Here is a 21,101-nt window from a genome sequence, read left to right as displayed (position 1 = left end):
GCGGTTCAGCGATTCTACCAAACGCTGAACCGCTCCAGAATACGAAACGCACAAAAGCAATAATCAAGGCGCGGCACGTCTGTGCCGGGCTTCCGCCGGAAGGGATCATGCACCAAATCGAGGCGCCCAGCGTCCTATGCGCCTCTGAAAGGCCGCGACGTCGAAGCTGACACGACGCTGTCGGGACCCGGCGTGGCGCACCCGTTCGCGCCGGGAACAAAATTATTGCGTGCATCTCCTTAGTTATGAAACCGTGTACCCCGACGGCGCGTTAAAGCCATGCTCATATGCGGCCACCAGTCTATCGGCTCACAGCAAGGGATTTTCACAATGTTTTCAATCGGAAAGCTCGCCGCAGCGGCGATCGCATTCGGCATCGCCACAGCCTCGGCGCACGCTCAGGTGGTGGTCTCCTCGAAGATCGACACCGAAGGCGGCGTGCTCGGCAACATCATCGAGCTGGTTCTGAACGCCAACAACATCAAGACCACGGACCGCATTCAACTAGGCGCGACGCCGGTTGTGCGCAAAGCGATCACCGCCGGCGAGATCGACATCTATCCCGAGTATACCGGCAATGCCGCCTTCTTCTTCCAGAAGGCGGACGACCCGGTGTGGAAGGACGCCGCCAAGGCCTACGAAACCGCCAAGAAGCTCGACTATGACGCCAACAAGATCGTCTGGCTGTCGCCGTCGCCCGCCAACAACACCTGGGCGATCGCGCTGCGCAAGGAAGTGGTCGACGAGAACAAGCTGGCTACGCTGTCGGACTTCGGCAAATACGTCTCCGGCGGCGGCAAGGTGGTGCTGGCCGCCTCGGCCGAGTTCGTCAATTCGGCTGCGGCCCTGCCGGCCTTCCAGACCACTTACGGCTTCAAGCTTAAGCCGGACCAGTTGATCACGCTTTCCGGCGGCGACACGGCGGCGACCATCGCCGCCGCCGCCAATCAGACCAACGGCGCAAACGCCGCCATGGTCTACGGCACCGATGGCGGCATCCAGCCCTCCGGCCTTGTCGTGCTCGAGGATGACAAGGCCGTGCAGCCCGTCTACCAGCCCGCGCCGATCATCCGTGAGCAGGTGCTCAAGGAGCATCCGGAGATCGAGACGCTGCTGAAGCCGGTCTTCGCCAAGCTCGACCTTGCCACGCTGCAGCAGCTCAACGGCCGTGTCCAGCTGGGTGGTGAACCCGCGAAGGGGGTGGCGGAAGACTTTTTGAAGAAGAACGGGTTCTTGAAGTAATCAGGCGGGGATCGCGACACGCGTGCGAGTTGGAGAGGTGCGGTCGGCGGAGCTGCCAATCTCCCCCCTTGCGGGGGAGATGTCCGGTAGGACAGAGGGGGGTACTGTCCCGCCGACTTCTCAGCCGATTGTAGCTTCGCCATCCAACAATCTTCGCTTCTCGCAAGCCCTTGCCCGGAAGGTAGCGATCCTTCCCACCCCCCTCTGGCCTGCCGGCCATCTCGCCCGCAAGGGGGGAGATCGGATGTCGCGCAGGGTTTCGCCAATCTCCAAGGTTGCGGGATTTACCACGTCCGCGAGGCTCTCTGTCGCTGCTCCGGAGAGGTCTCGATGACCCTCCGCTTCGACAAGCTCGGCGTGGTTATTGCCGCCATCGATGCCTATGCCGCCTTTGCGGCACCCTTCGCCACCTTCCGCGCCAACCGCATCGTGCCCGGACAGGCGCGCCCGATCCTCGAGGCGCTGCCTGCGGCGCTAGGCGCCCTGCTGCTGGCGATATTGATTGCCGGCGGCATCGTCGCGCTTCTGCGAACACCGCTCATCCTCAGGCTGGCCGCCAGCGTCTTTGCGCTTGTCGCTCTCGCCATCCTGATCGGCATTGCCGGCACCTTCCTGACGCCCGCCGGCAACACTTTTGCCCGCGTCGCGCCGGCCTCGGGATTCTGGCTGCTGATCTTTGCCTTCACGTTGCTTCTGGCCGATGTTCTGACCAGGCTTGACCTCTCGCCCTTGGCGCGTGTCGGCGTTCTTGCCGTCGCCGCGCTCGCCATCGGCGCGCTGCTTGCCTCGGGAAGCTGGGACAGCCTTTCCATCCTCAAGGAATATGCCAGTCGCGCGGACAGTTTCTGGGCGGAAGGCTCCAAGCACATCACGCTGGCGCTCGGCTCGCTGGCAGTTGCGGTGGTCGCCGGAATTCCGCTGGGCATCCTCTGCCACCGCGTCGAGCCGCTGCGGGCAGGGGTGCTGAATGTCCTCAACATCATCCAGACCATTCCGTCGATCGCGCTGTTCGGCCTGCTGATCGCACCGCTCGGCTGGGTCGCCGCGCATGTGCCGGGCGCGGCGGCTATCGGCATCAGGGGCATCGGCACCGCGCCGGCCTTCGTCGCGCTGTTTCTCTATTCGCTGTTGCCGGTGGTGGCGAACACCGTGGTCGGCCTGGCTGGCGTGCCACGCGCCGCCAACGATGCAGCGCGCGGCATGGGCATGACCGACCGCCAGCGCCTGTTCGATGTCGAGTTCCCGCTTGCCTTTCCCGTGATCCTTACCGGCATCCGCATCGTGCTGGTGCAGAATATCGGGCTCGCCACCATCGCGGCGCTGATCGGCGGCGGCGGCTTCGGCGTCTTCGTCTTCCAGGGCGTCGGCCAGACGGCGATGGACCTCGTGCTTCTCGGCGCGCTGCCTACCGTGGCGCTGGCCTTCGCCGCGGCCATCATCCTCGATGCGGTCATCGAAATGACCTCCACCAAGCGCAGGGCGGAACCCGCATGATCGAGATCGAAAGCATCACCAAGCGCTATAACGGAACGCCCGTTGTCGACGACGTCTCGATGGTCATCGAGCCGCGCACTGTTTGCGTCATCGTCGGCACCTCCGGCTCCGGCAAGACGACGCTGCTCAGGATGATCAACCGGCTGGTCGAGCCGACTTCGGGCATCATCAAGATCGACGGCGCCGACAATCGCTCGCTGCCCGGATACGAGCTGCGCCGCAGCATCGGCTACGCCATCCAGGGCCATGGGTTGTTCCCGCATCGCACGGTGGCGCAGAACATCGCCACCGTGCCGCTGCTGCTCGGCTGGGACAACGATCGCATCAAGGCTCGCGTCGAGGAATTGATGACGCTCTACCTGCTCGATCCTCAAGCCTATGGTCCGCGCTATCCGCATGAACTCTCCGGGGGCCAGCAGCAGCGCGTCGGCGTCGCCCGCGCGCTCGCCGCGGAACCCAATGTGCTTCTGATGGACGAGCCCTTCGGCGCGCTCGATCCGATCATCCGCACCAAGGCGCAGGAGGATCTGCTGGCGATCCAGAAGCGCTTCGGCACCACCGTCATCCTCGTCACCCACGACATGGAGGAGGCGATCCATATGGGCGACAGGATCGCCGTCATGGATGCCGGCAAGGTGCTGCAATACGCCAAGCCGGCGGAGATCCTGGCGAGGCCGGCAAATGGCTTCGTCGAGACCCTGGTCGGTTCCAGCGAGCGGCCGTTCCGGCTCCTGTCGCTCGGCCGCGCGCGCGATGCCGTGGAGCCCGGTGGTGCCGAAGGCGAGGCGATCCCCGGTGAGGCCAGCCAGCGCGATGCATTGGCCGAGCTTCTATGGACTGGTCGTCCGGCGCTGCCGGTGAAGGATGGCAACGGCAAGCTCATCGGCCGCATCACCGTGGAAGGGCTGGTGAAGCGGGCGAGGCCGGCATGAAGGCTTGGCTGCCTGCGCTATTGAGGCTGGCGCTTCTGGTGCTGCTGGTGGCTTTCATCGCCAGCCCGGTCTCGTTCGAGCCGCTGCTGAAGCCCCTGACCGAGAACGGCGCGCCGGCGATCTACAACCAGGGCAGCCTGCTGACGCTGACATTGCTGCATCTGAGGACGGTGCTCGTCGCCACGGTTGCCGCGACGATCGTCGCCGTCGCGCTCGCCATCCTGGTCACCCGCCCGGCCGGCGCCGAGTTCCTGCCGCTGTCGCGCAGCCTGGTGAATATCGGCCAGACTTTTCCGCCGGTCGCGGTACTGGCGCTGGCCGTGCCGGCGGTGGGATTTGGCGAGAAACCGACGCTGATCGCGCTCTTCCTCTACGGGCTGCTGCCGATCTTCGAGAACGCGCTGACCGCGCTCACCACGCTGCCAGGCAATGTCATGGAAGCGGCGCGCGGCGCAGGCATGACCGGCTGGCAAAGGCTGATGAAGGTCGAATTGCCGCTGAGCGCCCCCGTGATCCTCGGCGGCATCCGGCTTTCCGTGGTCATCAGTCTCGCCACTGCCACCATCGGCTCGACCGTGGCGGCCAAGACGCTGGGCGAGGTGATCATCGCCGGCCTGATCTCGAACAACCTTGCCTTCGTGCTGCAGGGCGGCCTGATCGTCGCGGCGCTCGCGGTGCTGATCTATGACGGCCTGTCGGCGATCGAGCGCTACGCCGCGCGTCGCATGGGGCGGGAAGCAGAGTAGCCGATTTTCAGATTTGATCCTCGCCGATCTCCGCCATTGTCAACAGATGCCCACCGGATGATCTACGCGCCGTCATTTCAATCGATCTAAGAGCACGATGGCGCCCGCTGGTGAGTCGCCGTCTTCGTCTTTCGGGTGAAAGCAGGGCAAAAACCGAACAATATCTTGACGTTCCAAACCCTGTTTCGCATACACGCCAGCGAAGGTGGCGGATTCCGCTTGGCGGCAATGCGTCTCCCGTCTCAACGGCCCAGGGAGGGGTTCTTCTGGGCCAACAATCGAGGAAAATCCGGCAATGACCATCATTACCGCCGTCATCGCCTGCGGCTTGCTGTCAGTTCTGTACGCCATCTGGGCGACACGTTCGGTCCTTGCGTCCGATCAGGGCAATCAGCGCATGCAGGAAATCTCCGCCGCCATTCGCGAAGGCGCCCAGGCATATCTGGCGCGCCAATACACGACCATCGCCGTCGTCGGCATCGTCGTGCTTCTGCTCGCCTGGTGGCTGCTCTCCATCACTTCCGCGATCGGCTTCCTGATCGGCGCCGTGCTGTCGGGCACTGCCGGCTTCATCGGCATGCATGTCTCGGTCCGCGCCAATGTGCGTACCGCGCAGGCCGCTTCCAACAGCCTCGCCGCCGGCCTCGACATCGCCTTCAAGTCAGGCGCCATCACCGGCCTGCTGGTGGCGGGCCTCGCGCTGCTCGGCGTCTCCATCTACTACGCCATCCTGACCGGTGCGATGGGTCTGCAGCCGAATGACCGCGTCGTCATCGACTCGCTGGTCTCGCTCGGCTTCGGCGCTTCGCTGATCTCGATCTTCGCCCGTCTCGGCGGCGGCATCTTCACCAAGGGCGCCGACGTCGGCGGCGATCTGGTCGGCAAGGTCGAGGCCGGCATTCCGGAAGACGATCCGCGCAATCCGGCCACCATCGCCGACAATGTCGGCGACAATGTCGGCGACTGCGCCGGCATGGCCGCCGACCTGTTCGAGACCTATGCGGTGACGGTGGTCGCCACGATGGTGCTCGCCTCCATCTTCTTCGGCGGCACCGCCGTTCTAGGCGCCGCGATGCTCTATCCGCTGGCGATCTGCGGCGCCTGCATCCTAACCTCGATCGTCGGCACCTTCTTCGTCAAGCTCGGTTCCAACGGCTCGATCATGGGCGCGCTCTATAAGGGCCTGATCGTCACCGGACTGCTGTCGATCGTCGGCTTGGCGCTTGCCACCTCGGCCGTGCTGGGCTGGGGCGAGATCGGCAATGTCGGCGGCCTCGCCATCACGGGCAAGAACCTGTTCATCTGCGGCCTGATCGGTCTGCTGGTGACTGGGCTCATCGTGGTGATCACCGAATACTACACCGGCACCAACAAGCGCCCGGTGAATTCGATCGCCCAGGCGTCTGTGACCGGCCACGGCACCAACGTCATCCAGGGCCTCGCGGTCTCGCTGGAATCGACGGCGCTCCCGGCAATCGTCATCGTCGGCGGCATCATCGCCACCTATCAGCTCGGCGGCCTCTTCGGCACGGCGATCGCCGTCACCACCATGCTCGGCCTCGCCGGCATGATCGTGGCGCTCGATGCCTTCGGCCCGGTTACCGACAATGCCGGCGGCATCGCCGAGATGTCCGGCCTGCCCAAGGAAGTGCGCCATTCCACCGACGCGCTCGACGCGGTCGGCAACACCACCAAGGCGGTGACCAAGGGCTATGCCATCGGCTCCGCCGGCCTTGGCGCACTAGTGCTGTTCGCCGCCTATTCGAACGACCTGAAGTTCTTCGCGGCCAACGGCGACAAGTATCCCTACTTCCAGGGCATGGGTGAGGTTTCCTTCGACCTCTCCAACCCTTACGTCGTCGCCGGCCTGATCTTCGGCGGCCTGATCCCGTATCTGTTCGGCGGCATCGCCATGACCGCCGTCGGCCGCGCCGCGGGCTCGATCGTCGAGGAAGTGCGCAAGCAGTTCCGCGAGGACAAGGGCATCATGGCCGGCACCTCGAAGCCGAACTATGCGCGCGCCGTCGACCTTCTCACCAGGGCGGCGATCCGCGAGATGATCATCCCGTCGCTGCTGCCGGTCCTGGCGCCGCTCGTCGTCTATTTCGGTGTGTTCCTGATCTCGGGCTCGAAGGCCTCGGCCTTCGCCGCGCTCGGTGCCTCGCTGCTCGGCGTCATCGTCAACGGTCTCTTCGTCGCCATCTCGATGACTTCCGGTGGCGGCGCCTGGGACAACGCCAAGAAATCGTTCGAGGACGGCTTCACCGACAAGGGCGGTGTCAAGCATCTCAAGGGCTCCGAGGCGCACAAGGCCTCGGTCACGGGCGACACCGTCGGCGACCCCTACAAGGACACCGCCGGCCCGGCCGTCAACCCGGCGATCAAGATCACCAACATCGTGGCGCTGCTGCTCCTTGCTGTGCTCGCGCACGGCTGAGCCGGACGCTCTCTTTCAGGACAAAACCCGCGGGAGCGATCCCGCGGGTTTTTTGTACGTGGGGACCGAAAGCAAAAAGACCCGCCGGAGCGATCCGACGGGTCTTGAGCTGTCAGCCGGATAGCCGAACTCAGGGCGTGCCGCCGCCTCCGCCGCCCGGGATGCCGGGGGCCAGTTTGCTGGCACCGTTGATGATCTGGCTCAGGAAGTTCTGGTCCTTGCCGCCGGTCGGCGTCGTCCTCGAGATGAAGTCGAAGATCTTGCCGTCCTTCATGCCGTAATTGGCGATCTGGGTGACGCGGCCGTCGGCGCCGAAATAGACCGCCAGCACTTTCTGGTCCACCAGATGCGGCTTGTCGAAGGCGACGTAGCGCTTGCGTGTCTGCGATATGTAATAGAAGGCCTCGTTGTCGAAGGTTGCCGTCGTCGACGGCGTGCCCAGCGCCAGAAGCACCTGCTCGCGGCTCGAGCCGACCGGCACCGAGTCGATTGCCGCCTGGTCGATGACGTAGCCCTGCGTCAGCGTCTCGCTCGGGCTGAGGTCGCCGATCATCTTGGATGAATTGCAGCCCGAAAGCGCGGATACCGCCACCAGCAGGGAGGCTACGCCCGCCGGCACAGGCGTAAGAAACGACTTGAATTTCAGCGCACCCAACAACAATTCTCCATCACATCCCCGCAACTTGCGCTGGGCCGCAAAACCGGTAAACCAGCTTGCATGCCGATGCAACAAGGCCAAATCAAACAAAAGGTCCCCGGGAGACCACCCTCAATGTTCCAGCGCCTTTTTGGCCGCGAACGTCACGCCAACCGCGCCATCACCGAGGCGCTCTACGCACAAATCGTGGCGGCGGCGCGGCAAACCGTGTTTTATTCCGACTGGAATGTGCCCGATACGCCGCTCGGCCGTTTCGAAATGCTGTCCCTGCACATGTTCCTGTTCCAGCACAGGCTGCGCGGGGAAGGCGGTGCTGCCGCCGAGATCGCTCAGGTGTTGATCGACGAGTTCTTCCTGGATGTCGAGCATTCGCTCAGGGAACTCGGCATCAGCGATGTCGGCGTGCCGAAGCGCATGAAGAAGTTGGCAAGGATGTTTTACGGCCGCACCGCGGCTTATGACCACGCCTTGCGGGACGACGACCGGGTGGCCCTTGCCGCGGCGCTCGCCCGTAATGTCAGGCCCGATGTCGGCGAGTGGCCGGAGGCGCCGCTGCTGGCGAGCTATGTTTCCGAAGCGTCCCGGCAGCTTGCCATGCAGCCGACCGAATCGATCGTGGCCGGCACCGTGGCGTTCCCGGTCGCCGGAGCCGCGTGAAGGAGGCGAGAATGAAACACGCCAAACCGGAAAGCCCCGTATCTTTCGTCGCCAACGTCGCCCGTCTGCCGCAGAAGGGCTTGCCGGTTTTGATCGAAGCCGACGAGCGGCAGCGCGCGGCGCTTGCCGCGAAATACGATCTGCTCTCGGTCGAGCGCTACCGCGCCGAGCTCCTGGTGGCGTCCTGGAAACGCAACGGCGTCAAGGTCAGCGGTCGCGTCGAGGCCGACATCACCCAGGCCTGCATCGTCACCCTCGATCCGGTCGCAGCCCATATCGACGAGCCCGTCGAGGCGCTGTTCCTGCCTGAGCAGTCGAAGCTCGGGCGCGAGGGGTTCGAGGGCGGCGGCGAAATCGTCCTCGACGCGGACGGGCCTGACAGTCCCGAAACTTTTTCCGGCGACACCATTGATGTCGGCGCGCTTGCCGAGCAGTTTTTCGGCCTGGCGATCGACCCTTATCCGCGCAAGCCCGGAGCCTCGCTGGACACCGCGGGCGACGATCCTTCGGAAGAAAGCGAATTCCAGAAAAAGCTGCGTTCGCTGCTCGGAAAATCCTGAAGGCGGCCCGGATTTTGGAAAAGTTGGTTGTGCGGCAGCCCAAAACCGCTATTTTCGCCGAACCTTCGCGAGCCCCCTTACCTCGGCAGGCGTCCGCCGCTAGCCAGGCAAACCGTGAGAAAAACACCGAGTGATCAGGATTTCCATCGATGCCATGGGCGGCGATCACGGACCAGGCATTGTCATCCCTGCGCTGATGACGGTCGCCATCCGCCGCCCTGACATCCGCTTCGTCATCTATGGCCGCGAGGACGCCGTTCGTCCCGAACTGGCCAAGTTTCCAAAACTGGCCGAGGTCAGCGAGTTCGTCCATTGCGAGATCGCGGTGAGGATGGACGACAAGCCGAGCCAGGCGCTGCGCCATGGCCGCTGGAAATCATCGATGTGGAAGGCGGTCGAGGCGGTGAAGAATGGCGCCGCGCAGGCCTGCATCTCGGCCGGCAATACCGGCGCGCTGATGGCGATGTCGAAATTCTGCCTGCGCACCATGGCCACCATCGACCGCCCGGCGATCGCTGCGCTTTGGCCGACGACGCGCGGCGAGAGCGTGGTGCTCGATGTCGGCGCCACCATTGGCGCGGACGCGCATCAGCTCGTCGATTTCGCCATCCTGGGCACCGGCATGGCGCGTTCGGTGTTCGGCATCGAGCGGCCGAGCGTCGGCCTGCTCAATGTCGGCGTCGAGGAGATCAAGGGCCAGGAGGAGGTCAAGGAGGCGGGACGCATGCTGCGTGAGGCCAACATGGCCTCGATGAACTATCGTGGCTTCGTCGAGGGCGACGATATCGGCAAGGGCACGGCCGACGTGGTCGTCACCGAGGGCTTTGCCGGCAACATCGCGCTCAAGACCGCGGAGGGCACGGCAAGGCAGATCGCGGGCTACCTCCGCGCCGCCATGGGCCGCACGCTGATGGCCAGGATCGGTTATGTCTTCGCCAAGGGCGCCTTCGACCGGCTGCGCGAGAAGATGGATGTCGGCCGCTCCAATGGCGGCGTCTTCCTGGGCTTGAACGGTATCGTCGTGAAGAGCCACGGCGGCGCCGATTCGGACGGCTTCGCGGCGGCGATCGAGCTCGGCTACGATATGGTGCGCAACAATCTGCTTGACCGGATCGAGGCCGATCTCGATCTGTTCCATGCGCGCAATCCGAATGCCCAGGCAAACAGGAAATCCGGTGTCGCCGTCGACGCCGAGGAATAGGAACGAACCTTGATCAGATCAGTCGTGCGCGGCAACGGTGCCGCGCTGCCCCGCCGCATCATGAAGAATGCCGACTTCGAAGGCATGGTCGAGACCTCCGATGAGTGGATCGTCCAGCGCACCGGCATCCGCCAGCGCCATGTCGCGGCCGATGACGAGACGACGGCTTCGCTGGGCGAGGCGGCTGCGCGCGCCGCGCTCGACAGCGCCGGTTTGACGCCGGCCGATATCGACCTGATCGTGCTGGCGACATCGACGCCCAACAACACTTTCCCCGCGACCGCCGTCGAGATCCAGAACCGGCTCGGCATGCATCACGGCTTTGCCTTCGACATGCAGGCCGTGTGCTCCGGTTTCGTCTATGCTGTTGCCACCGCCGACCTCTATATCCGCGGCGGCCTCGCGAAACGCGTGCTGGTCATCGGCTCGGAAACCTTTTCGCGCATCCTCGACTGGAACGACCGCTCGACCTGCGTGCTCTTCGGCGACGGCGCCGGAGCGGTGGTGCTCGAGGCAGCGGAGGGGGAGGGCAGCATCGCCGATCGCGGCGTGCTGGCTGCGAGCCTGCGCTCGGATGGCGTCCATAAGGACAAACTCTTCGTCGATGGCGGCCCATCGACCACGGGCATGGTCGGCCATCTCAGGATGGAAGGCCGCGAGGTATTCAAGCACGCGGTCGGCATGATCACCGATGTCATCGAGGCGACCTTCGCCGAGGCCGGCATCACGGCGCAAGACCTCGACTGGTTCGTGCCGCATCAGGCCAATAAACGGATCATTGACGCTTCCGCCAAGAAGCTCGGGATAGCCGAACAAAAAGTGGTGGTCACCGTCGATTTGCACGGTAACACCTCGGCTGCCTCCGTGCCGCTCGCCTTGTCGGTCGCCGTCGCCGACGGCCGCATCAAGAAGGGCGACCTTGTCCTCCTCGAGGCGATGGGCGGAGGTTTCACCTGGGGCGCGGTATTGCTCCGCTGGTAAGTGCCGAACGCGTGGGTTCGGTCCTTGACCTTGACGGATCAATTACTTAGGCTCTGCCGCTGGCTGTATCGATTTACGTTTTTTTGAGCTGATGGGACGGTTGCATGGGGGGAAAGACACTTACGCGTGCCGACCTTGCCGAAGCCGTTTATCGCAAGGTTGGTTTGTCGCGAACTGAATCGGCCGAGCTCGTCGAGGCCGTTCTGGATGAAATTTGCGAAGCCATCGTTCGCGGCGAGACGGTGAAGCTGTCGTCTTTTGCAACGTTCCATGTTCGCTCCAAGAATGAGCGTATCGGCCGCAATCCGAAGACCGGCGAAGAAGTGCCGATTCTGCCCCGCCGGGTGATGACCTTCAAATCGTCGAACGTGCTGAAGAACCGCATCCTGCGCTCGCACCAGAACAGCAAGGCCAAGGGCGGCAAATAGCGCGCCGGCAAATATGGTTGAAAACCGTCGACCGCTTTGACGTCGGGCTTGAATATCGTTTCATAAATCGCTGAAATAAGGCCCGATTCGGCATAGGTCCCGAATCGCCGTCCAGCGTGAGGATTCGCCCATGGACAAAAGCCCCGATGCGTTCCGCACCATCAGCGAAGTCGCGGAAGATCTCGACCTGCCGCAGCATGTGCTGCGTTTCTGGGAAACGCGTTTCAACCAGATCAAGCCGATGAAGCGTGGTGGCGGCCGCCGTTATTACCGGCCGCAGGATGTCGAGCTGATCAAGGGCATAAGGCATATGCTCTACGATCAGGGCTACACGATCAAAGGCGTGCAGAAGCTTTTGCGCGAGAACGGCAACCATTTCCTGGTCGCCATCGGCAATGGCGACATGGCCGCCGTCGAGGCGATCGCGCAACGCCGGCAGGCCGAGCAGGTGCCGCTGACTGCGGCCGCCCAGCCGCGCGGCGACGAGGATGCGCTTGTCGGCCAGCCCAAGGTGAAGCCCAGCCGCCGCTTCTTCGGCCTCGGCAAGGGCGACGACGAAGGTCCGGTACAGCCGGACTCCTCGAAACTGTCGCGCGACAACCGGGCTTTGCTGCAGGAGGCGCTCTTCGACCTCCTGGAGTGCAAGCGCCTACTCGACCAGGTGCGTTGAGCTTCCGTTGCCGGTCCTTGCGGACTTGAGCTGTCAGCGTCTCTGAAAGCCGGAACTGCCGTTGCGCCCATGCGTTTAGGCCTTCTCTGGGAAGAGAAGGACAGAGGTATGGCGTTGTTCGCGACAGATCATGATCTGGACAAGCAGTTTGCGGCGCTCTCGCATCAACTCGACGATCTCAGGAAAGCCTTGGCCAAACGCGGCGACGCCTATTACGAGGACGGCCGCGAGGCGACGTCCGACTATTATTCGCAGCTTGCCGATCGTCTCCATGAGGCATTGCCGGCAATCAGGCGCAGGGGCAGGGCGCTGGAGCGCACCGCGCGCAACCATCCGGCCACAGCGGCAGCGGTAGGGCTGGTCCTGGTCGGGCTGCTGGCCGGCCTCCTCATCAGCCGGCGTTGACTTTCTCCGGGGTTGCCAACAACAGAAATGGCGGCCGTTCGCGACGGCCGCCATTTCCGTGCCACGGAGCATGATCCCGAAAAGTGGAATCCGGTTTCCGGAAAAGATCATGCTCAAACCGAGAGATAGAGCCCCATCCCGATTTCATCGGGATGGAATAGGCTCTGGCCTCGATCAGTTCGCGAGCTTGAGCCGGGTCTTCGGGTCGACCTTCATGACCTGGCTGCACTTGCCGTAAACGGTGCCGTTCTTGTCGGTGGCGTCGGTGTAGGTGCCTTTGCAGTCGATCTGCAGGACCAGACAGGAGCCCGAGCCCTTGCAGACCGCGCCGCCGTCGCCGGTGGGATGCGTGCCGGCGAAGGCCGGCGCCGAGGTCGAGCCGAAAGCCGAGACGACGAGGGCGGCGGCGAGCGAGATACGCTTGAAGTCGGTCATTTGAGCATTTCCTTCCATTGGTTGTCGGGATCGCGTTCCTGGCGTCCCGGTTGGGTTGAGGAGCGCCTTCGTGGCGTCCATGACCGCTTGATGGGGAAGGTTCATGTCCCATGCGATTTTATCGCCGGGCATATGTGGGCATCGCTTTGGAAGGTGTCAGGCGTCGATTTCGCTTGCGGCCTGAGACATGGTCTGGCCAGCGGCACCCCCGGCGTAGGGCTCCATCCGGCTGCGCCTGGCGCCCAGTCGGAATTGCGGCACATACCGGGGCGGGCAAGAGGCCCGGGACTGCAAATAAGAGGGTCGATCTCGGCGGCGCGTTCCATCAGGGGCTGTAGCTGCTCAAAGCAAGCATGCCCCGCAAAGCGCAAATACGATGGGAAGACCGCACCCGGTCAACGAGCGAAGGCCGGCCTTCCCATCGGCAGGAGGGGAGGGTCAGGCCTTCTTCGCAACCACCTTCTTGTGGTGGTGACGATGATGGTGGTGCGTGCGGTGATGCTTGTAGTGATGACGATGATGATGGTGATGCTTCTTCACCGGAGCGGCATCGGCGCTAGTCGCGCCAAGGATCGGCATCGTGAACGCCAGGGCCAGGGCCAGCCCGAGCGCGGAGAGGAGGGACTTCTTCATGACTTCGTTTCCTTTTTACGCGGGCGTTCCGGAATTCACCGGACCAAATCGGTGACCCAAGCCTCGCGATCGGGACTATCCTCCTGGTTTTTTTCGACAATTTTTCCGGACTATAGATTTTTGTTTCTGGATTGTTTCCGGCTAAACCCGGTGCTCTGCGCACCCTTTCGGACGCGCAGAGCACCCCGCGGCATCATGATCTTTTGGAACACGCTGGCCGACACGCCAGCTTCTTCGCATCACATCGGCGGGGCGATGCCGTGATTCCCGACCACGACCCGGCGCGAAACAAGCTTTCCGTCGCCGCCGCGTTCGGCGGAGACGAATACCGCGACACCCGGCTTGAGGTCCGCCGGCCTGGCGGTCGCGAAGGTCACGATCGGCGTCGATTGCGGAATCGCGATCTGCTTCTTTTGGCCATTGCTGTAGGTGAGCGTCACGGTCCGGCCGTTTATCTCGGCCACGTCGGCGACCGTGCCGTTGGTCATCCGGCTGTTGGGTTGCAAATCCCAATCGCGGTCGCCTTCACCGGTGCCCTTCAGCGCGGCGGGGAAGATCACGACCTCCAGCGCGCCGCTGCCGCCATCGGCCTTGGATACCGATGCGATGCCAAGGAAATCGCCCTGCTTGATGTCGGAGGCCGATGCCTTGGCGACGCCGGAGATCATCCAATCGGGGGAAAGGGTGACCGTATCGGTCTTGCCGTCGCGGGCTTTCACCGTCAGCGCTGTTCCGGCGAGGTCGACCACCGTGCCGCGCACGCGTACCGTGTCGGCCTGCGCCGCGCTCGCAAGGCCTGAAATCGTGCCGAGCACGATCGCGAATAGCTTCAGTTTCATGGCATCCGATCCTTCAAAAGGGTTTTGACGCCGCCCGCCGTCGATCAGTGATAGAACCCTAACGAATTGGAGCAGGCAAAATGCCGGCGAGATCGACTTTCGGCGCTTCAAAAGAACTTGATTGCGCGCCGCGCCACCTTACATGTTGGAGGCCAGCGGCCTCCGACCGGGAACACCCGCTTCACGATGGCGTGACGGCCGCAACGGTCCCTCTTGGCAAATCACCTGTTAACGGCCATTCTCCCGGCCGTCTCAGGCAACGCCACATTTCATCAGTTTTGTTTCATCCCAAGGAGTTGCCATGCCCAACACCGCACGAAACGCTGTTTCGAACAACATCATTGCCGCGTCCGGCCTCAATCCGCTGAAAGCCGCGCGCGAAACGAGGGGATATACGATCGAGGAGCTCTCCTTGACCTGCGGCCTTGCCGTGGGCGAGATCGTCGACATCGAGGACGGCAAGGACGCCGATCCCGCCAAGCTCAGGCGTATCGCTTCCGCGCTGCAGATGCCGGAGGAGGAATTGATCACGGTGCCGGCCCCGGAGAGCCGGCCTACACAACAATAAGGGCGCCCAAGCGTCCACATGAAAAGCCCGCCACGGTCCCGCCTGGCGGGCTTTTTTGCGCCGTCGACGCACAGTCCCTGGCCCTTGCCAACAGCCGGGACACCGTGTGGCAATCACTGTCGGCGCTGCGATTCGGCAGCGCCTCCATCAGTCTGACGAGGTTCGCTCATGAGCTTGGAATCGGTCCGCGCCTTCTTTGCCGAACATGCGCCCGACATCGAGGTCCTGGTCACCGAAGCAAGCTCGGCGACGGTGGTGTTGGCGGCGGAGGCGCATGGCGTGATGCCGGCGCAAATCGCCAAGACCATCTGCCTGCGCGTCGGTGATCAGACCATGCTGGTCGTGACCAGCGGCACCGCCAGGCTCGACAACCGCAAGTGCAAGGACACCCTTGGCGGCAAGCCGCGCATGCTCGACGGCGAACAGGTTCTGGAGGCGACCAGCCACCCGCCGGGCGGCGTCTGCCCCTTCGGCCTGCCGGAGCCGCTGCCGGTCTATTGCGACGTGACGCTCAGAGCCTTCGACGAGGTCGTCCCCGCCGCCGGCGCCACCAACGCCGCCGTGCGCATCGCACCGCAAAGGATGGCCGAGCTGGTCGGCGCCGATTGGGTCGATGTGTGCCAGTAGGCGATTGGTGAAGAAGGATTTTGGGGGGCCAAGTCTCGAGGCTTAAAATGGTCGGAGTGGCCGGATTCGAACCTTATCCGGATTCCAAGTGTCCAGTGAGTGAGTAGATTGGTCAGCTCGGCATGAAAGGACGTCCTGGCGGGGGCTGTCGTGTCGACTCGGAACATCGCCGACTACGACTTCTCCCGACAACTCCACCCCTTGCCGGAAAGTTCCGGGCGCAATGCCGCGACGGGCAGCTAAGGGCAAGAGAGGGGCCGCTCGTCGACTCCTCAAACGGTCTCATCCACATCAACGAGATTGTCGGCCTCGGCCGCAACGGCCTCTCGCGCATGATGGCGTCGTATATGCTGAGCAATGGAGCGATCGAAAATGTGGGCGGCGTCTTCGAGATGTCAGGCTACACGGGCCTGACGCTTTTTGTGGCAGTCCAAGATCACCGGGCAATTTTCCCAACAGATCGTCGGGACGGTGACGATGCGCTTGGTATCGGGGGCCTTGCCATTGGCGAAGGAATAGCCGTTGGAGTGGCGCGGGCCGATTGATGCAAGTTCATCGCAGCGGGTTTTTGCGATAGGGCTAGCTGTACTGAATGTCAGGATGACTTAGGCGGCACGTACAGGCAGATCGTAGTGTCAGGACCAAATGGTATTTCACGATGCCGGGTTACCGTTGCTTTTTGGTCATGGCACCAATGGTAACGCATGTCGTGTGACTGACGAACCCTGCTGTCCCCATAAGGCAGCAACTCACCGGACGGCACCTTGAAGCCCTTGCTTGTTTCGCGAACGGCGCCATCCGCCATCGGCTCGCAATGCTCGTCCTCGCAGCACTGTTTTTCGTACCAGCTATGTGCCGATGCCGTCGGCACTCCGAAGGCACACGCTGCGGCGATGATAGCGTCCAACCCGAGGGCGCCGCCGCCCCCGCCAAATGGCCAGATCATGATTTATCCCGGATCAGGTTGAGAAAGTCCGACTGATAGATGCAGCGATGGCCGAGGGCGTTTGATAGATAGGTCCAGGCCCGATCGGCGCTGTGCGCTAACGCAGAACCACTCTCCAGCGCCGCAGCCGTGGCCATCAAGCCCGCCAGCCCTGCGCGTCGTCGCGTGCTGACCACTTGCATCGAAGGGCCTCCCCCTTGCGGTGACCGAAGTCGTCACCAGCCACGGCACCCTTCGCGCGGACACGCCAAGTGGCCTTGGACTTCTCTGCTGGACGATACGATTTCGTTCTAGATTAGCACATACTAATATGATAGGCAAATGCGAGGGCTAATTCATGGTGCAGTTCCAAATCACTACTGCATTGACGTGGCTTGTCTTAGCCGGCGAGGCGAACGCTCACGATTGGTACACCGGGAAGACTGATCCCGTTCTTCGTTATGACTGCTGCGGCAATAAGGATTGCCACCCAATCGATTCCAGCAACGTCAGGATGACCAAAGACGGTTATTTTGTGAGGATGCCGCGTCCCACCTACCTGAATGAGCCGCAAGAAGCTGAGTGGTTTATTCCTAGAGATCGCGTCCAGCCCGCGCCGGATGATCGGTATCATATTTGCGAGCGTCTGATGACGTTTTACCGAACGATCGCCCCCCACATGAAGTTCGAAGCCTATCAGAGATTCAGGTGGACGTGCTTTTTCGCACCGCCGGGCACAAGTTCAATCGCGGCAAGTCGTTAGGACACGGTCGGCACACCACGAAGCGAGATGAGGCGGTGTCGTGGTCAACCGACCAAGATGACCAAGAGCTAACACGTGTTTGTGCTGGACCATTCTTCGAGGTCTGGCCACCTCGCTCAGGAGATCAAAATGAAATTGGGATTCGTCGGAACGGGTGCAATCACAGAGAGCGTCGTCAGAGGCTTGGTTAAGGCAGGGAACGACCTTGAGGGCATTGCGGTGTCGCCGCGCAACGCCGAGGTGGCTGCTCGCTTGGCAGCGCTTCATCAACTCGTCCGAGTTGCTCGTGATAACCAAAGGGTTGTTGATTCCTCCGACATCGTGTTTCTCGCGGTTCGGCCGCAAGTCGCGAATGACATCGTTGCAAGGCTAGAATTTCACCCAGGTCAACGGGTTGTGAGCTTTGTGGCGGGCCTCCAATTGGAAGAGCTCTCGGAATGGACCCATGGCATACCAGGACTCTGCCGTGCAATCCCGGTTCCTCTTGTTGCCGACTTGCATGGTGTGACCGCGATATTTCCAGGCGATTCCGTCGTCACCGAACTGTTCTCCTCGCTCGGCTCGGTCGTTGAGGCGCGCGACGCTGCGGAGTTCGAGTTGTTCGGCGCGGCGTGTTGCCTCATGGGAACTTACTTTGGATTTCTTGATGTTATCGCGCGCTGGATGATGGCGAAGGGTATGCTCAACGAGCACGCTCGCGATTTCCTCGCACATCTGTTTGCGGGCTTATCGGAAACGGCGCGCGCTTCGCCCGAAAGATCTTTCGAGGAACTGCGCACAGCTTACTCGACGAAGGGAAGTCTGAATGAGCAGGTATTTGATCTCTTCATAAGTTATGGAGGTGGAGCGGCAGTTACGGGCGGGCTGGAAGCCGCGTTCTCGAGGCTTGCTCCTAGCCTGGAGCGAACTCGTCATCGCGGTCAGGGCCCGGTGTCCTCCGGATAAGCCCTTCGCCGTCCGCCGACATGTCTTTGCTGGGCGCAGCACGGCTACGAACGACCCTTCAGGCGTGAGGCGACAGTCTCACCGTGGTTTTCAAGAAAGCGGGACAATTCCCTCGAACGCCGCATAGACCGAGGTTCGCAGCCAACGGTCCATGCTGCGGGCAAGACCGGCGTCGCCGCTCAGGAAAAGGCCGCCTCTTTCTATCTCGCGTTCCACGTTGGAACGGCCCTCGATGATGACCCCAAGCGAAACAACTCCTGTCTCGACGTAAAGGTCGACATCCCGGCCGGGGTCGAGCGAGCATAACTCGGGCAATTCCGCGCCTGACTCGACCACAAGCCAGTAATGGGGATACTTCGGTGGGGGATCGTCGCGGAAATGGAAGCGGATGACGGCGCGCCGCCGCGGCAATTCGGCGAGGTCGATCTTTCGTCGCACGCCCCACATGATGGTCGAAGCATCCGCACCGCTGAGCGCGATCTCCGCCTCGATGTTGCATTGCGCCCATTCCGCCAGCGCGTTCATCGCCGGCTCGAGGTTGATCGCCTTCTTGGTGCGGAAATAGTCGACCGTACCCTTCGCCTTGTCCTCGATGCGCTCGACCAGGCCCAACGCTTCCATCTCCTTGAGCCGCCTCGACAAGAGGGCGGACGAGATGTTGCCCAGTCCCTTGCGAATGTCGTTGAAACGGGTCGAGCCGTTCCAGAGCTCAGTCAGGATTTGGATCGTCCAGCGCGGTTCCAGGGATCTCGCAGGCGCACGCGATAGGGCAGATCAGTCCGTAAGGCCGTCCCGGCATGACTGAACTCTCCTTTGCCGCAAGTTAGACCCTGTGGAGGTCCAGAGCCAGTTCACAATCTGAAGCGGAACGCTGACGAAGCTGCCCTAGCGCCTGCCCGCCTTCCACCGTCATGGTGATCGTCATTCGAGCATCCCCGACCAACGGAGGTTATCATGGCTAGGCATAATATGACGCAAACGACGCTAGGCTGGACCGCACTCCGCATGCCGGGTACTTTTCGTGGCCGGCCGCTCGAACGCCTGCTGGCCCTTGTCCATGAATGGCGGATGCGCCGCGACATAGAGCGCTCGCTCGGTCACCTGTCCAACTTCCATCTGCGCGACATCGGCTTGACCAAAGCAGACGTCGATGCGGCCTGCGTCGACAGCTTCGATCGATCCACTTCTCACGCGCTCAATAGTGCGGCGCAGAACCGGAGGGGAAATTGGTAAGAAGAGAAAGCTGGCATGCGCGGCGCGCCTTAAATCTCCTCTTCGCTTGCGCCACGATGACCGGAACGCCTGGTACCTGCCCCATGTGCGGCCTCGGTGGCTGCGGCTGCGTGGCAGTGGGCACCGAAACACTAATCGACGCGTTCTTAGCGGCGCAATAAACGCGGCCCAGAAAGAGGCGTTGTTGTTTGTCGCCAATCACTACCACTATCCGGAAGACAGCCAGATCAAGGACACGCTCTTCCGCAACGGCAGGATTGCTCTCGATTGACGGAAGGGATTTGGGGGGGCCAAGTCTCGAGGCTTAAAATGGTCGGAGTGGCCGGATTCGAACCGACGACCCCTTGACCCCCAGTCAAGTGCGCTACCGGGCTGCGCTACACTCCGGACCGGGTGGCGATGTATCGTGATAACCCGGTGCGGGTCAACCGAATTCGGCGGTTATCTTACCGATGAAATTGCAGCCACCTGCACCGACCTTACCAACTGCAATTGCTTCTGATGCCGGTACTCCAGCGCGATCGCACCCCAGATCAGGCCGAGCAGCAGATAGAGATGGCGCCAGTGGTCGATGTCGATGAAGGTGCCGAGCCCGATATTGCCGAGATAGGCGACATAGGCGCAAAGCAGGTAGGGCTGCCAGGGTCGGTCGCGCAGCAGGATGCGGAAGCCGGCGGCGATCGTCCACAAGGTCAACGTCAGGAACGAGACGAAGCCCAGCCAGCCATAGTCCATCAGCGCCTTCAACCAGATGTCGTGCGTGTCCTCGCCATAGATCGTGCCGAACACCAGCGGGCCGATGCCGAACGGGTGCTCCAGCGCCAACTGGAAGCCAATCGCGTAGCGGGCGAAGCGGCCGAGGCGGGCGGTATCATAGCTCTGCTCGAGCTGCGCGCGCTGGGTGAACATGTCCGACACGCCGGGCAGTTGCAGGATGACGAGGACGGCGATGACCAGCAGGGCGACCGCGGCGATTGTCATCACCACGACCCTCAGCCGGAACATACCGCTGGCGCTCTGCAGGAACAGGCAGGCGGTAAGCAGCACCGCCGACACCGCGAACATGCCCCAGGCGCCGCGCGAGAAGGAGAAGAAGATTCCGGCGGTGATGATCAGCAGCGGCACCGCCAGCAGCGGCATGCGCGACACCGGACCGGCCAAGAGCAGATAGAGCAGATAGGTGCCGGGCAGCACTAGGAACGGGCCGAACACGTTCGGATCCTGGAAGGCGCCGGCGGCGCGGTCGTATTTGGTGAACATTTCCGCGCCCGGGAAGGCGTGGAAATAGCCGGCGATGCCGAGCAGGGAAGTCGCCACCGCCGACACCACATAGGCGATGAAGATCAGCCGGTAGAGGCCGGGCTGCGTCGACGTGACCGAGGCGAAGAAGACCGCGCTGAAGGCGAGGAACAGCGAGACGGCGAGATAGAGCGGCGTGCTGGCGAGCTCCGTCATCTGCGTCATCGCGATCATGCCGCCGATGTTCATCGCCACCAGCAGCACCAAGAGCGGCAATATCGCCCGCGATATTTTCAGGCCGAACAGCGCCCATACGACGATCAGCCCGGCCATGTAGAGCTCGTAAGGCGCGGGCTCGCTGATGACGAAGCCGGAAAGCAGGATGCCAATGCCTATCGCCGCCGACGAAATCAGCGCGATCAGCTTGGCGTTGACCGCCCGGGGCGGCAACTGGTTGACCGCCTGGGGCGGCAACTGGTTGAC

25 protein-coding genes and 1 tRNA gene are annotated in these 21,101 nt (G+C 62.8%); 17 read left to right on the top strand and 9 right to left on the bottom strand.

Going from position 1 to position 21,101, the window contains the following annotated elements; all coding sequences use genetic code 11:
* The first annotated feature begins 330 nt into the window (after nt 1-330).
* The 5 genes from EJ070_RS27845 to EJ070_RS27820 all read left to right on the top strand — a co-directional run bounded on the left by EJ070_RS27845 (nt 331) and on the right by EJ070_RS27820 (nt 6,851).
* Entirely contained in the window at nt 331-1,242 is a 912-nt protein-coding gene (locus EJ070_RS27845) for an ABC transporter substrate-binding protein (RefSeq protein WP_126094229.1), read from the top strand.
* A gap of 330 nt (nt 1,243-1,572) precedes the next feature.
* The gene (locus tag EJ070_RS27840; protein ID WP_126094228.1) at nt 1,573-2,736 is read left to right on the top strand and encodes an ABC transporter permease; all 1,164 of its coding nucleotides are present in this window, start codon (nt 1,573-1,575) and stop codon (nt 2,734-2,736) included.
* On the top strand, nt 2,733-3,668 hold the full coding sequence (locus EJ070_RS27835) for an ABC transporter ATP-binding protein (protein WP_126094227.1): 936 nt from the start codon (nt 2,733-2,735) through the stop codon (nt 3,666-3,668). The genes EJ070_RS27840 and EJ070_RS27835 overlap by 4 nt, the downstream gene beginning before the upstream one ends.
* The gene (locus tag EJ070_RS27830) at nt 3,665-4,414 is read left to right on the top strand and encodes an ABC transporter permease (protein ID WP_126094226.1); all 750 of its coding nucleotides are present in this window, start codon (nt 3,665-3,667) and stop codon (nt 4,412-4,414) included. Before EJ070_RS27835 ends, EJ070_RS27830 begins: the two co-directional genes overlap by 4 nt.
* 295 nt (nt 4,415-4,709) lie before the next feature.
* On the top strand, nt 4,710-6,851 hold the full coding sequence (locus tag EJ070_RS27820; RefSeq protein WP_126094224.1) for a sodium-translocating pyrophosphatase: 2,142 nt from the start codon (nt 4,710-4,712) through the stop codon (nt 6,849-6,851).
* Nucleotides 6,852-6,981: 130 nt separating this feature from the next.
* Here the strand turns inward: EJ070_RS27820 and EJ070_RS27815 are convergent, their stop codons facing one another.
* Nucleotides 6,982-7,506 carry an outer membrane protein assembly factor BamE gene (locus EJ070_RS27815; RefSeq protein ID WP_126094223.1) on the bottom strand — a complete coding sequence of 175 codons (525 nt, stop codon included), beginning with the start codon at nt 7,504-7,506 and terminating at the stop codon, nt 6,982-6,984.
* A gap of 117 nt (nt 7,507-7,623) precedes the next feature.
* Between EJ070_RS27815 and EJ070_RS27810 the strand changes: the two genes are divergently transcribed.
* The 7 genes from EJ070_RS27810 (at nt 7,624) to EJ070_RS27780 (ending at nt 12,411) form a co-directional block, all read left to right on the top strand.
* Nucleotides 7,624-8,166 (top strand): ubiquinol-cytochrome C chaperone family protein, encoded by a 543-nt coding sequence (locus EJ070_RS27810; protein ID WP_126094222.1) that lies wholly within the window; start codon nt 7,624-7,626, stop codon nt 8,164-8,166.
* Nucleotides 8,167-8,177: 11 nt separating this feature from the next.
* Nucleotides 8,178-8,726, top strand: coding sequence for a DUF177 domain-containing protein (locus EJ070_RS27805; RefSeq protein ID WP_126094221.1), 549 nt, complete (start codon nt 8,178-8,180; stop codon nt 8,724-8,726).
* A gap of 130 nt (nt 8,727-8,856) precedes the next feature.
* Nucleotides 8,857-9,927: a phosphate acyltransferase PlsX gene (gene plsX / locus EJ070_RS27800; RefSeq protein ID WP_126094220.1), complete on the top strand. Its 1,071-nt coding sequence runs from the start codon at nt 8,857-8,859 to the stop codon at nt 9,925-9,927.
* Between the two features lie 9 nt (nt 9,928-9,936).
* Nucleotides 9,937-10,908, top strand: a complete 972-nt coding sequence (locus EJ070_RS27795; protein ID WP_126094219.1) for a beta-ketoacyl-ACP synthase III — start codon at nt 9,937-9,939, stop codon at nt 10,906-10,908.
* Nucleotides 10,909-11,012: 104 nt separating this feature from the next.
* On the top strand, nt 11,013-11,336 hold the full coding sequence (locus EJ070_RS27790) for an integration host factor subunit alpha (RefSeq protein ID WP_010915609.1): 324 nt from the start codon (nt 11,013-11,015) through the stop codon (nt 11,334-11,336).
* Nucleotides 11,337-11,466: 130 nt separating this feature from the next.
* On the top strand, nt 11,467-12,006 hold the full coding sequence (locus tag EJ070_RS27785; RefSeq protein WP_067000781.1) for a MerR family transcriptional regulator: 540 nt from the start codon (nt 11,467-11,469) through the stop codon (nt 12,004-12,006).
* Nucleotides 12,007-12,114: 108 nt separating this feature from the next.
* Nucleotides 12,115-12,411, top strand: a complete 297-nt coding sequence (locus tag EJ070_RS27780; protein ID WP_126094218.1) for a DUF883 family protein — start codon at nt 12,115-12,117, stop codon at nt 12,409-12,411.
* 174 nt (nt 12,412-12,585) lie between these two features.
* Here EJ070_RS27780 and EJ070_RS27775 read toward each other — a convergent pair whose 3' ends face one another.
* From EJ070_RS27775 to EJ070_RS27765, 3 genes are all read right to left on the bottom strand, one after another.
* On the bottom strand, nt 12,586-12,846 hold the full coding sequence (locus EJ070_RS27775) for a hypothetical protein (protein ID WP_126094217.1): 261 nt from the start codon (nt 12,844-12,846) through the stop codon (nt 12,586-12,588).
* Nucleotides 12,847-13,284: 438 nt separating this feature from the next.
* Nucleotides 13,285-13,479: a hypothetical protein gene (locus EJ070_RS27770; RefSeq protein WP_126094216.1), complete on the bottom strand. Its 195-nt coding sequence runs from the start codon at nt 13,477-13,479 to the stop codon at nt 13,285-13,287.
* Between the two features lie 239 nt (nt 13,480-13,718).
* The gene (locus tag EJ070_RS27765; protein ID WP_126094215.1) at nt 13,719-14,318 is read right to left on the bottom strand and encodes a hypothetical protein; all 600 of its coding nucleotides are present in this window, start codon (nt 14,316-14,318) and stop codon (nt 13,719-13,721) included.
* 301 nt (nt 14,319-14,619) lie between these two features.
* Between EJ070_RS27765 and EJ070_RS27760 the strand changes: the two genes are divergently transcribed.
* From EJ070_RS27760 to EJ070_RS27750, 3 genes are all read left to right on the top strand, one after another.
* Nucleotides 14,620-14,886 carry a helix-turn-helix transcriptional regulator gene (locus tag EJ070_RS27760; RefSeq protein ID WP_126094214.1) on the top strand — a complete coding sequence of 89 codons (267 nt, stop codon included), beginning with the start codon at nt 14,620-14,622 and terminating at the stop codon, nt 14,884-14,886.
* Nucleotides 14,887-15,054: 168 nt separating this feature from the next.
* The gene (locus EJ070_RS27755) at nt 15,055-15,513 is read left to right on the top strand and encodes a YbaK/EbsC family protein (protein ID WP_126094213.1); all 459 of its coding nucleotides are present in this window, start codon (nt 15,055-15,057) and stop codon (nt 15,511-15,513) included.
* A 122-nt stretch (nt 15,514-15,635) separates the two neighbouring features.
* The gene (locus EJ070_RS27750) at nt 15,636-16,058 is read left to right on the top strand and encodes a hypothetical protein (RefSeq protein WP_126094212.1); all 423 of its coding nucleotides are present in this window, start codon (nt 15,636-15,638) and stop codon (nt 16,056-16,058) included.
* Between the two features lie 50 nt (nt 16,059-16,108).
* Here EJ070_RS27750 and EJ070_RS27745 read toward each other — a convergent pair whose 3' ends face one another.
* Together EJ070_RS27745 and EJ070_RS27740 are read right to left on the bottom strand one after the other, a co-directional pair.
* A complete protein-coding gene (locus EJ070_RS27745; protein ID WP_126094211.1) occupies nt 16,109-16,459 on the bottom strand; it encodes a hypothetical protein in 351 nt (116 codons plus the stop codon).
* A complete protein-coding gene (locus tag EJ070_RS27740; protein ID WP_126094210.1) occupies nt 16,456-16,641 on the bottom strand; it encodes a hypothetical protein in 186 nt (61 codons plus the stop codon). The genes EJ070_RS27745 and EJ070_RS27740 overlap by 4 nt, the downstream gene beginning before the upstream one ends.
* A gap of 689 nt (nt 16,642-17,330) precedes the next feature.
* Here EJ070_RS27740 and EJ070_RS27735 point away from each other — a divergent pair.
* On the top strand, nt 17,331-18,146 hold the full coding sequence (locus tag EJ070_RS27735) for a pyrroline-5-carboxylate reductase (protein WP_126094209.1): 816 nt from the start codon (nt 17,331-17,333) through the stop codon (nt 18,144-18,146).
* A gap of 90 nt (nt 18,147-18,236) precedes the next feature.
* Here the strand turns inward: EJ070_RS27735 and EJ070_RS27730 are convergent, their stop codons facing one another.
* Nucleotides 18,237-18,890, bottom strand: coding sequence for a helix-turn-helix domain-containing protein (locus EJ070_RS27730; protein WP_126094208.1), 654 nt, complete (start codon nt 18,888-18,890; stop codon nt 18,237-18,239).
* 261 nt (nt 18,891-19,151) lie between these two features.
* Between EJ070_RS27730 and EJ070_RS27725 the strand changes: the two genes are divergently transcribed.
* On the top strand, nt 19,152-19,379 hold the full coding sequence (locus EJ070_RS27725; RefSeq protein WP_189350097.1) for a DUF1127 domain-containing protein: 228 nt from the start codon (nt 19,152-19,154) through the stop codon (nt 19,377-19,379).
* Between the two features lie 310 nt (nt 19,380-19,689).
* Here EJ070_RS27725 and EJ070_RS27720 read toward each other — a convergent pair.
* Nucleotides 19,690-19,766 (bottom strand) — tRNA-Pro (locus tag EJ070_RS27720).
* Nucleotides 19,767-19,820: 54 nt separating this feature from the next.
* On the bottom strand, nt 19,821-21,068 hold the full coding sequence (locus EJ070_RS27715; RefSeq protein ID WP_126095924.1) for an O-antigen ligase family protein: 1,248 nt from the start codon (nt 21,066-21,068) through the stop codon (nt 19,821-19,823).
* Nucleotides 21,069-21,101: the final 33 nt, after the last annotated feature.

This window comes from Mesorhizobium sp. M1E.F.Ca.ET.045.02.1.1, assembly GCF_003952485.1.
GTDB lineage: Bacteria > Pseudomonadota > Alphaproteobacteria > Rhizobiales > Rhizobiaceae > Mesorhizobium.
Note: the sequence above shows the minus strand (reverse complement) of the source record. Positions and strands in the feature narration are given on the sequence as shown.

What these genes read in the sequence shown, in the direction of transcription:
- EJ070_RS27785 (WP_067000781.1), top strand. Translation starts at nt 11,467, where the DNA reads ATGGACAAAAGCCCCGATGCGTTCCGCACCATCAGCGAAGTCGCGGAA.
- EJ070_RS27735 (WP_126094209.1), top strand. Translation starts at nt 17,331, where the DNA reads ATGAAATTGGGATTCGTCGGAACGGGTGCAATCACAGAGAGCGTCGTC.
- EJ070_RS27725 (WP_189350097.1), top strand. Translation starts at nt 19,152, where the DNA reads ATGCCGGGTACTTTTCGTGGCCGGCCGCTCGAACGCCTGCTGGCCCTT.
- EJ070_RS27810 (WP_126094222.1), top strand. Translation starts at nt 7,624, where the DNA reads ATGTTCCAGCGCCTTTTTGGCCGCGAACGTCACGCCAACCGCGCCATC.
- EJ070_RS27805 (WP_126094221.1), top strand. Translation starts at nt 8,178, where the DNA reads ATGAAACACGCCAAACCGGAAAGCCCCGTATCTTTCGTCGCCAACGTC.
- EJ070_RS27775 (WP_126094217.1), bottom strand. Translation starts at nt 12,846, where the DNA reads ATGACCGACTTCAAGCGTATCTCGCTCGCCGCCGCCCTCGTCGTCTCG.
- EJ070_RS27845 (WP_126094229.1), top strand. Translation starts at nt 331, where the DNA reads ATGTTTTCAATCGGAAAGCTCGCCGCAGCGGCGATCGCATTCGGCATC.
- EJ070_RS27770 (WP_126094216.1), bottom strand. Translation starts at nt 13,479, where the DNA reads ATGAAGAAGTCCCTCCTCTCCGCGCTCGGGCTGGCCCTGGCCCTGGCG.
- EJ070_RS27830 (WP_126094226.1), top strand. Translation starts at nt 3,665, where the DNA reads ATGAAGGCTTGGCTGCCTGCGCTATTGAGGCTGGCGCTTCTGGTGCTG.
- EJ070_RS27765 (WP_126094215.1), bottom strand. Translation starts at nt 14,318, where the DNA reads ATGAAACTGAAGCTATTCGCGATCGTGCTCGGCACGATTTCAGGCCTT.
- EJ070_RS27820 (WP_126094224.1), top strand. Translation starts at nt 4,710, where the DNA reads ATGACCATCATTACCGCCGTCATCGCCTGCGGCTTGCTGTCAGTTCTG.
- EJ070_RS27760 (WP_126094214.1), top strand. Translation starts at nt 14,620, where the DNA reads ATGCCCAACACCGCACGAAACGCTGTTTCGAACAACATCATTGCCGCG.
- EJ070_RS27745 (WP_126094211.1), bottom strand. Translation starts at nt 16,459, where the DNA reads ATGATCTGGCCATTTGGCGGGGGCGGCGGCGCCCTCGGGTTGGACGCT.
- EJ070_RS27750 (WP_126094212.1), top strand. Translation starts at nt 15,636, where the DNA reads ATGAAAGGACGTCCTGGCGGGGGCTGTCGTGTCGACTCGGAACATCGC.
- EJ070_RS27840 (WP_126094228.1), top strand. Translation starts at nt 1,573, where the DNA reads ATGACCCTCCGCTTCGACAAGCTCGGCGTGGTTATTGCCGCCATCGAT.
- EJ070_RS27740 (WP_126094210.1), bottom strand. Translation starts at nt 16,641, where the DNA reads ATGCAAGTGGTCAGCACGCGACGACGCGCAGGGCTGGCGGGCTTGATG.
- EJ070_RS27790 (WP_010915609.1), top strand. Translation starts at nt 11,013, where the DNA reads ATGGGGGGAAAGACACTTACGCGTGCCGACCTTGCCGAAGCCGTTTAT.
- EJ070_RS27780 (WP_126094218.1), top strand. Translation starts at nt 12,115, where the DNA reads ATGGCGTTGTTCGCGACAGATCATGATCTGGACAAGCAGTTTGCGGCG.
- EJ070_RS27755 (WP_126094213.1), top strand. Translation starts at nt 15,055, where the DNA reads ATGAGCTTGGAATCGGTCCGCGCCTTCTTTGCCGAACATGCGCCCGAC.
- EJ070_RS27835 (WP_126094227.1), top strand. Translation starts at nt 2,733, where the DNA reads ATGATCGAGATCGAAAGCATCACCAAGCGCTATAACGGAACGCCCGTT.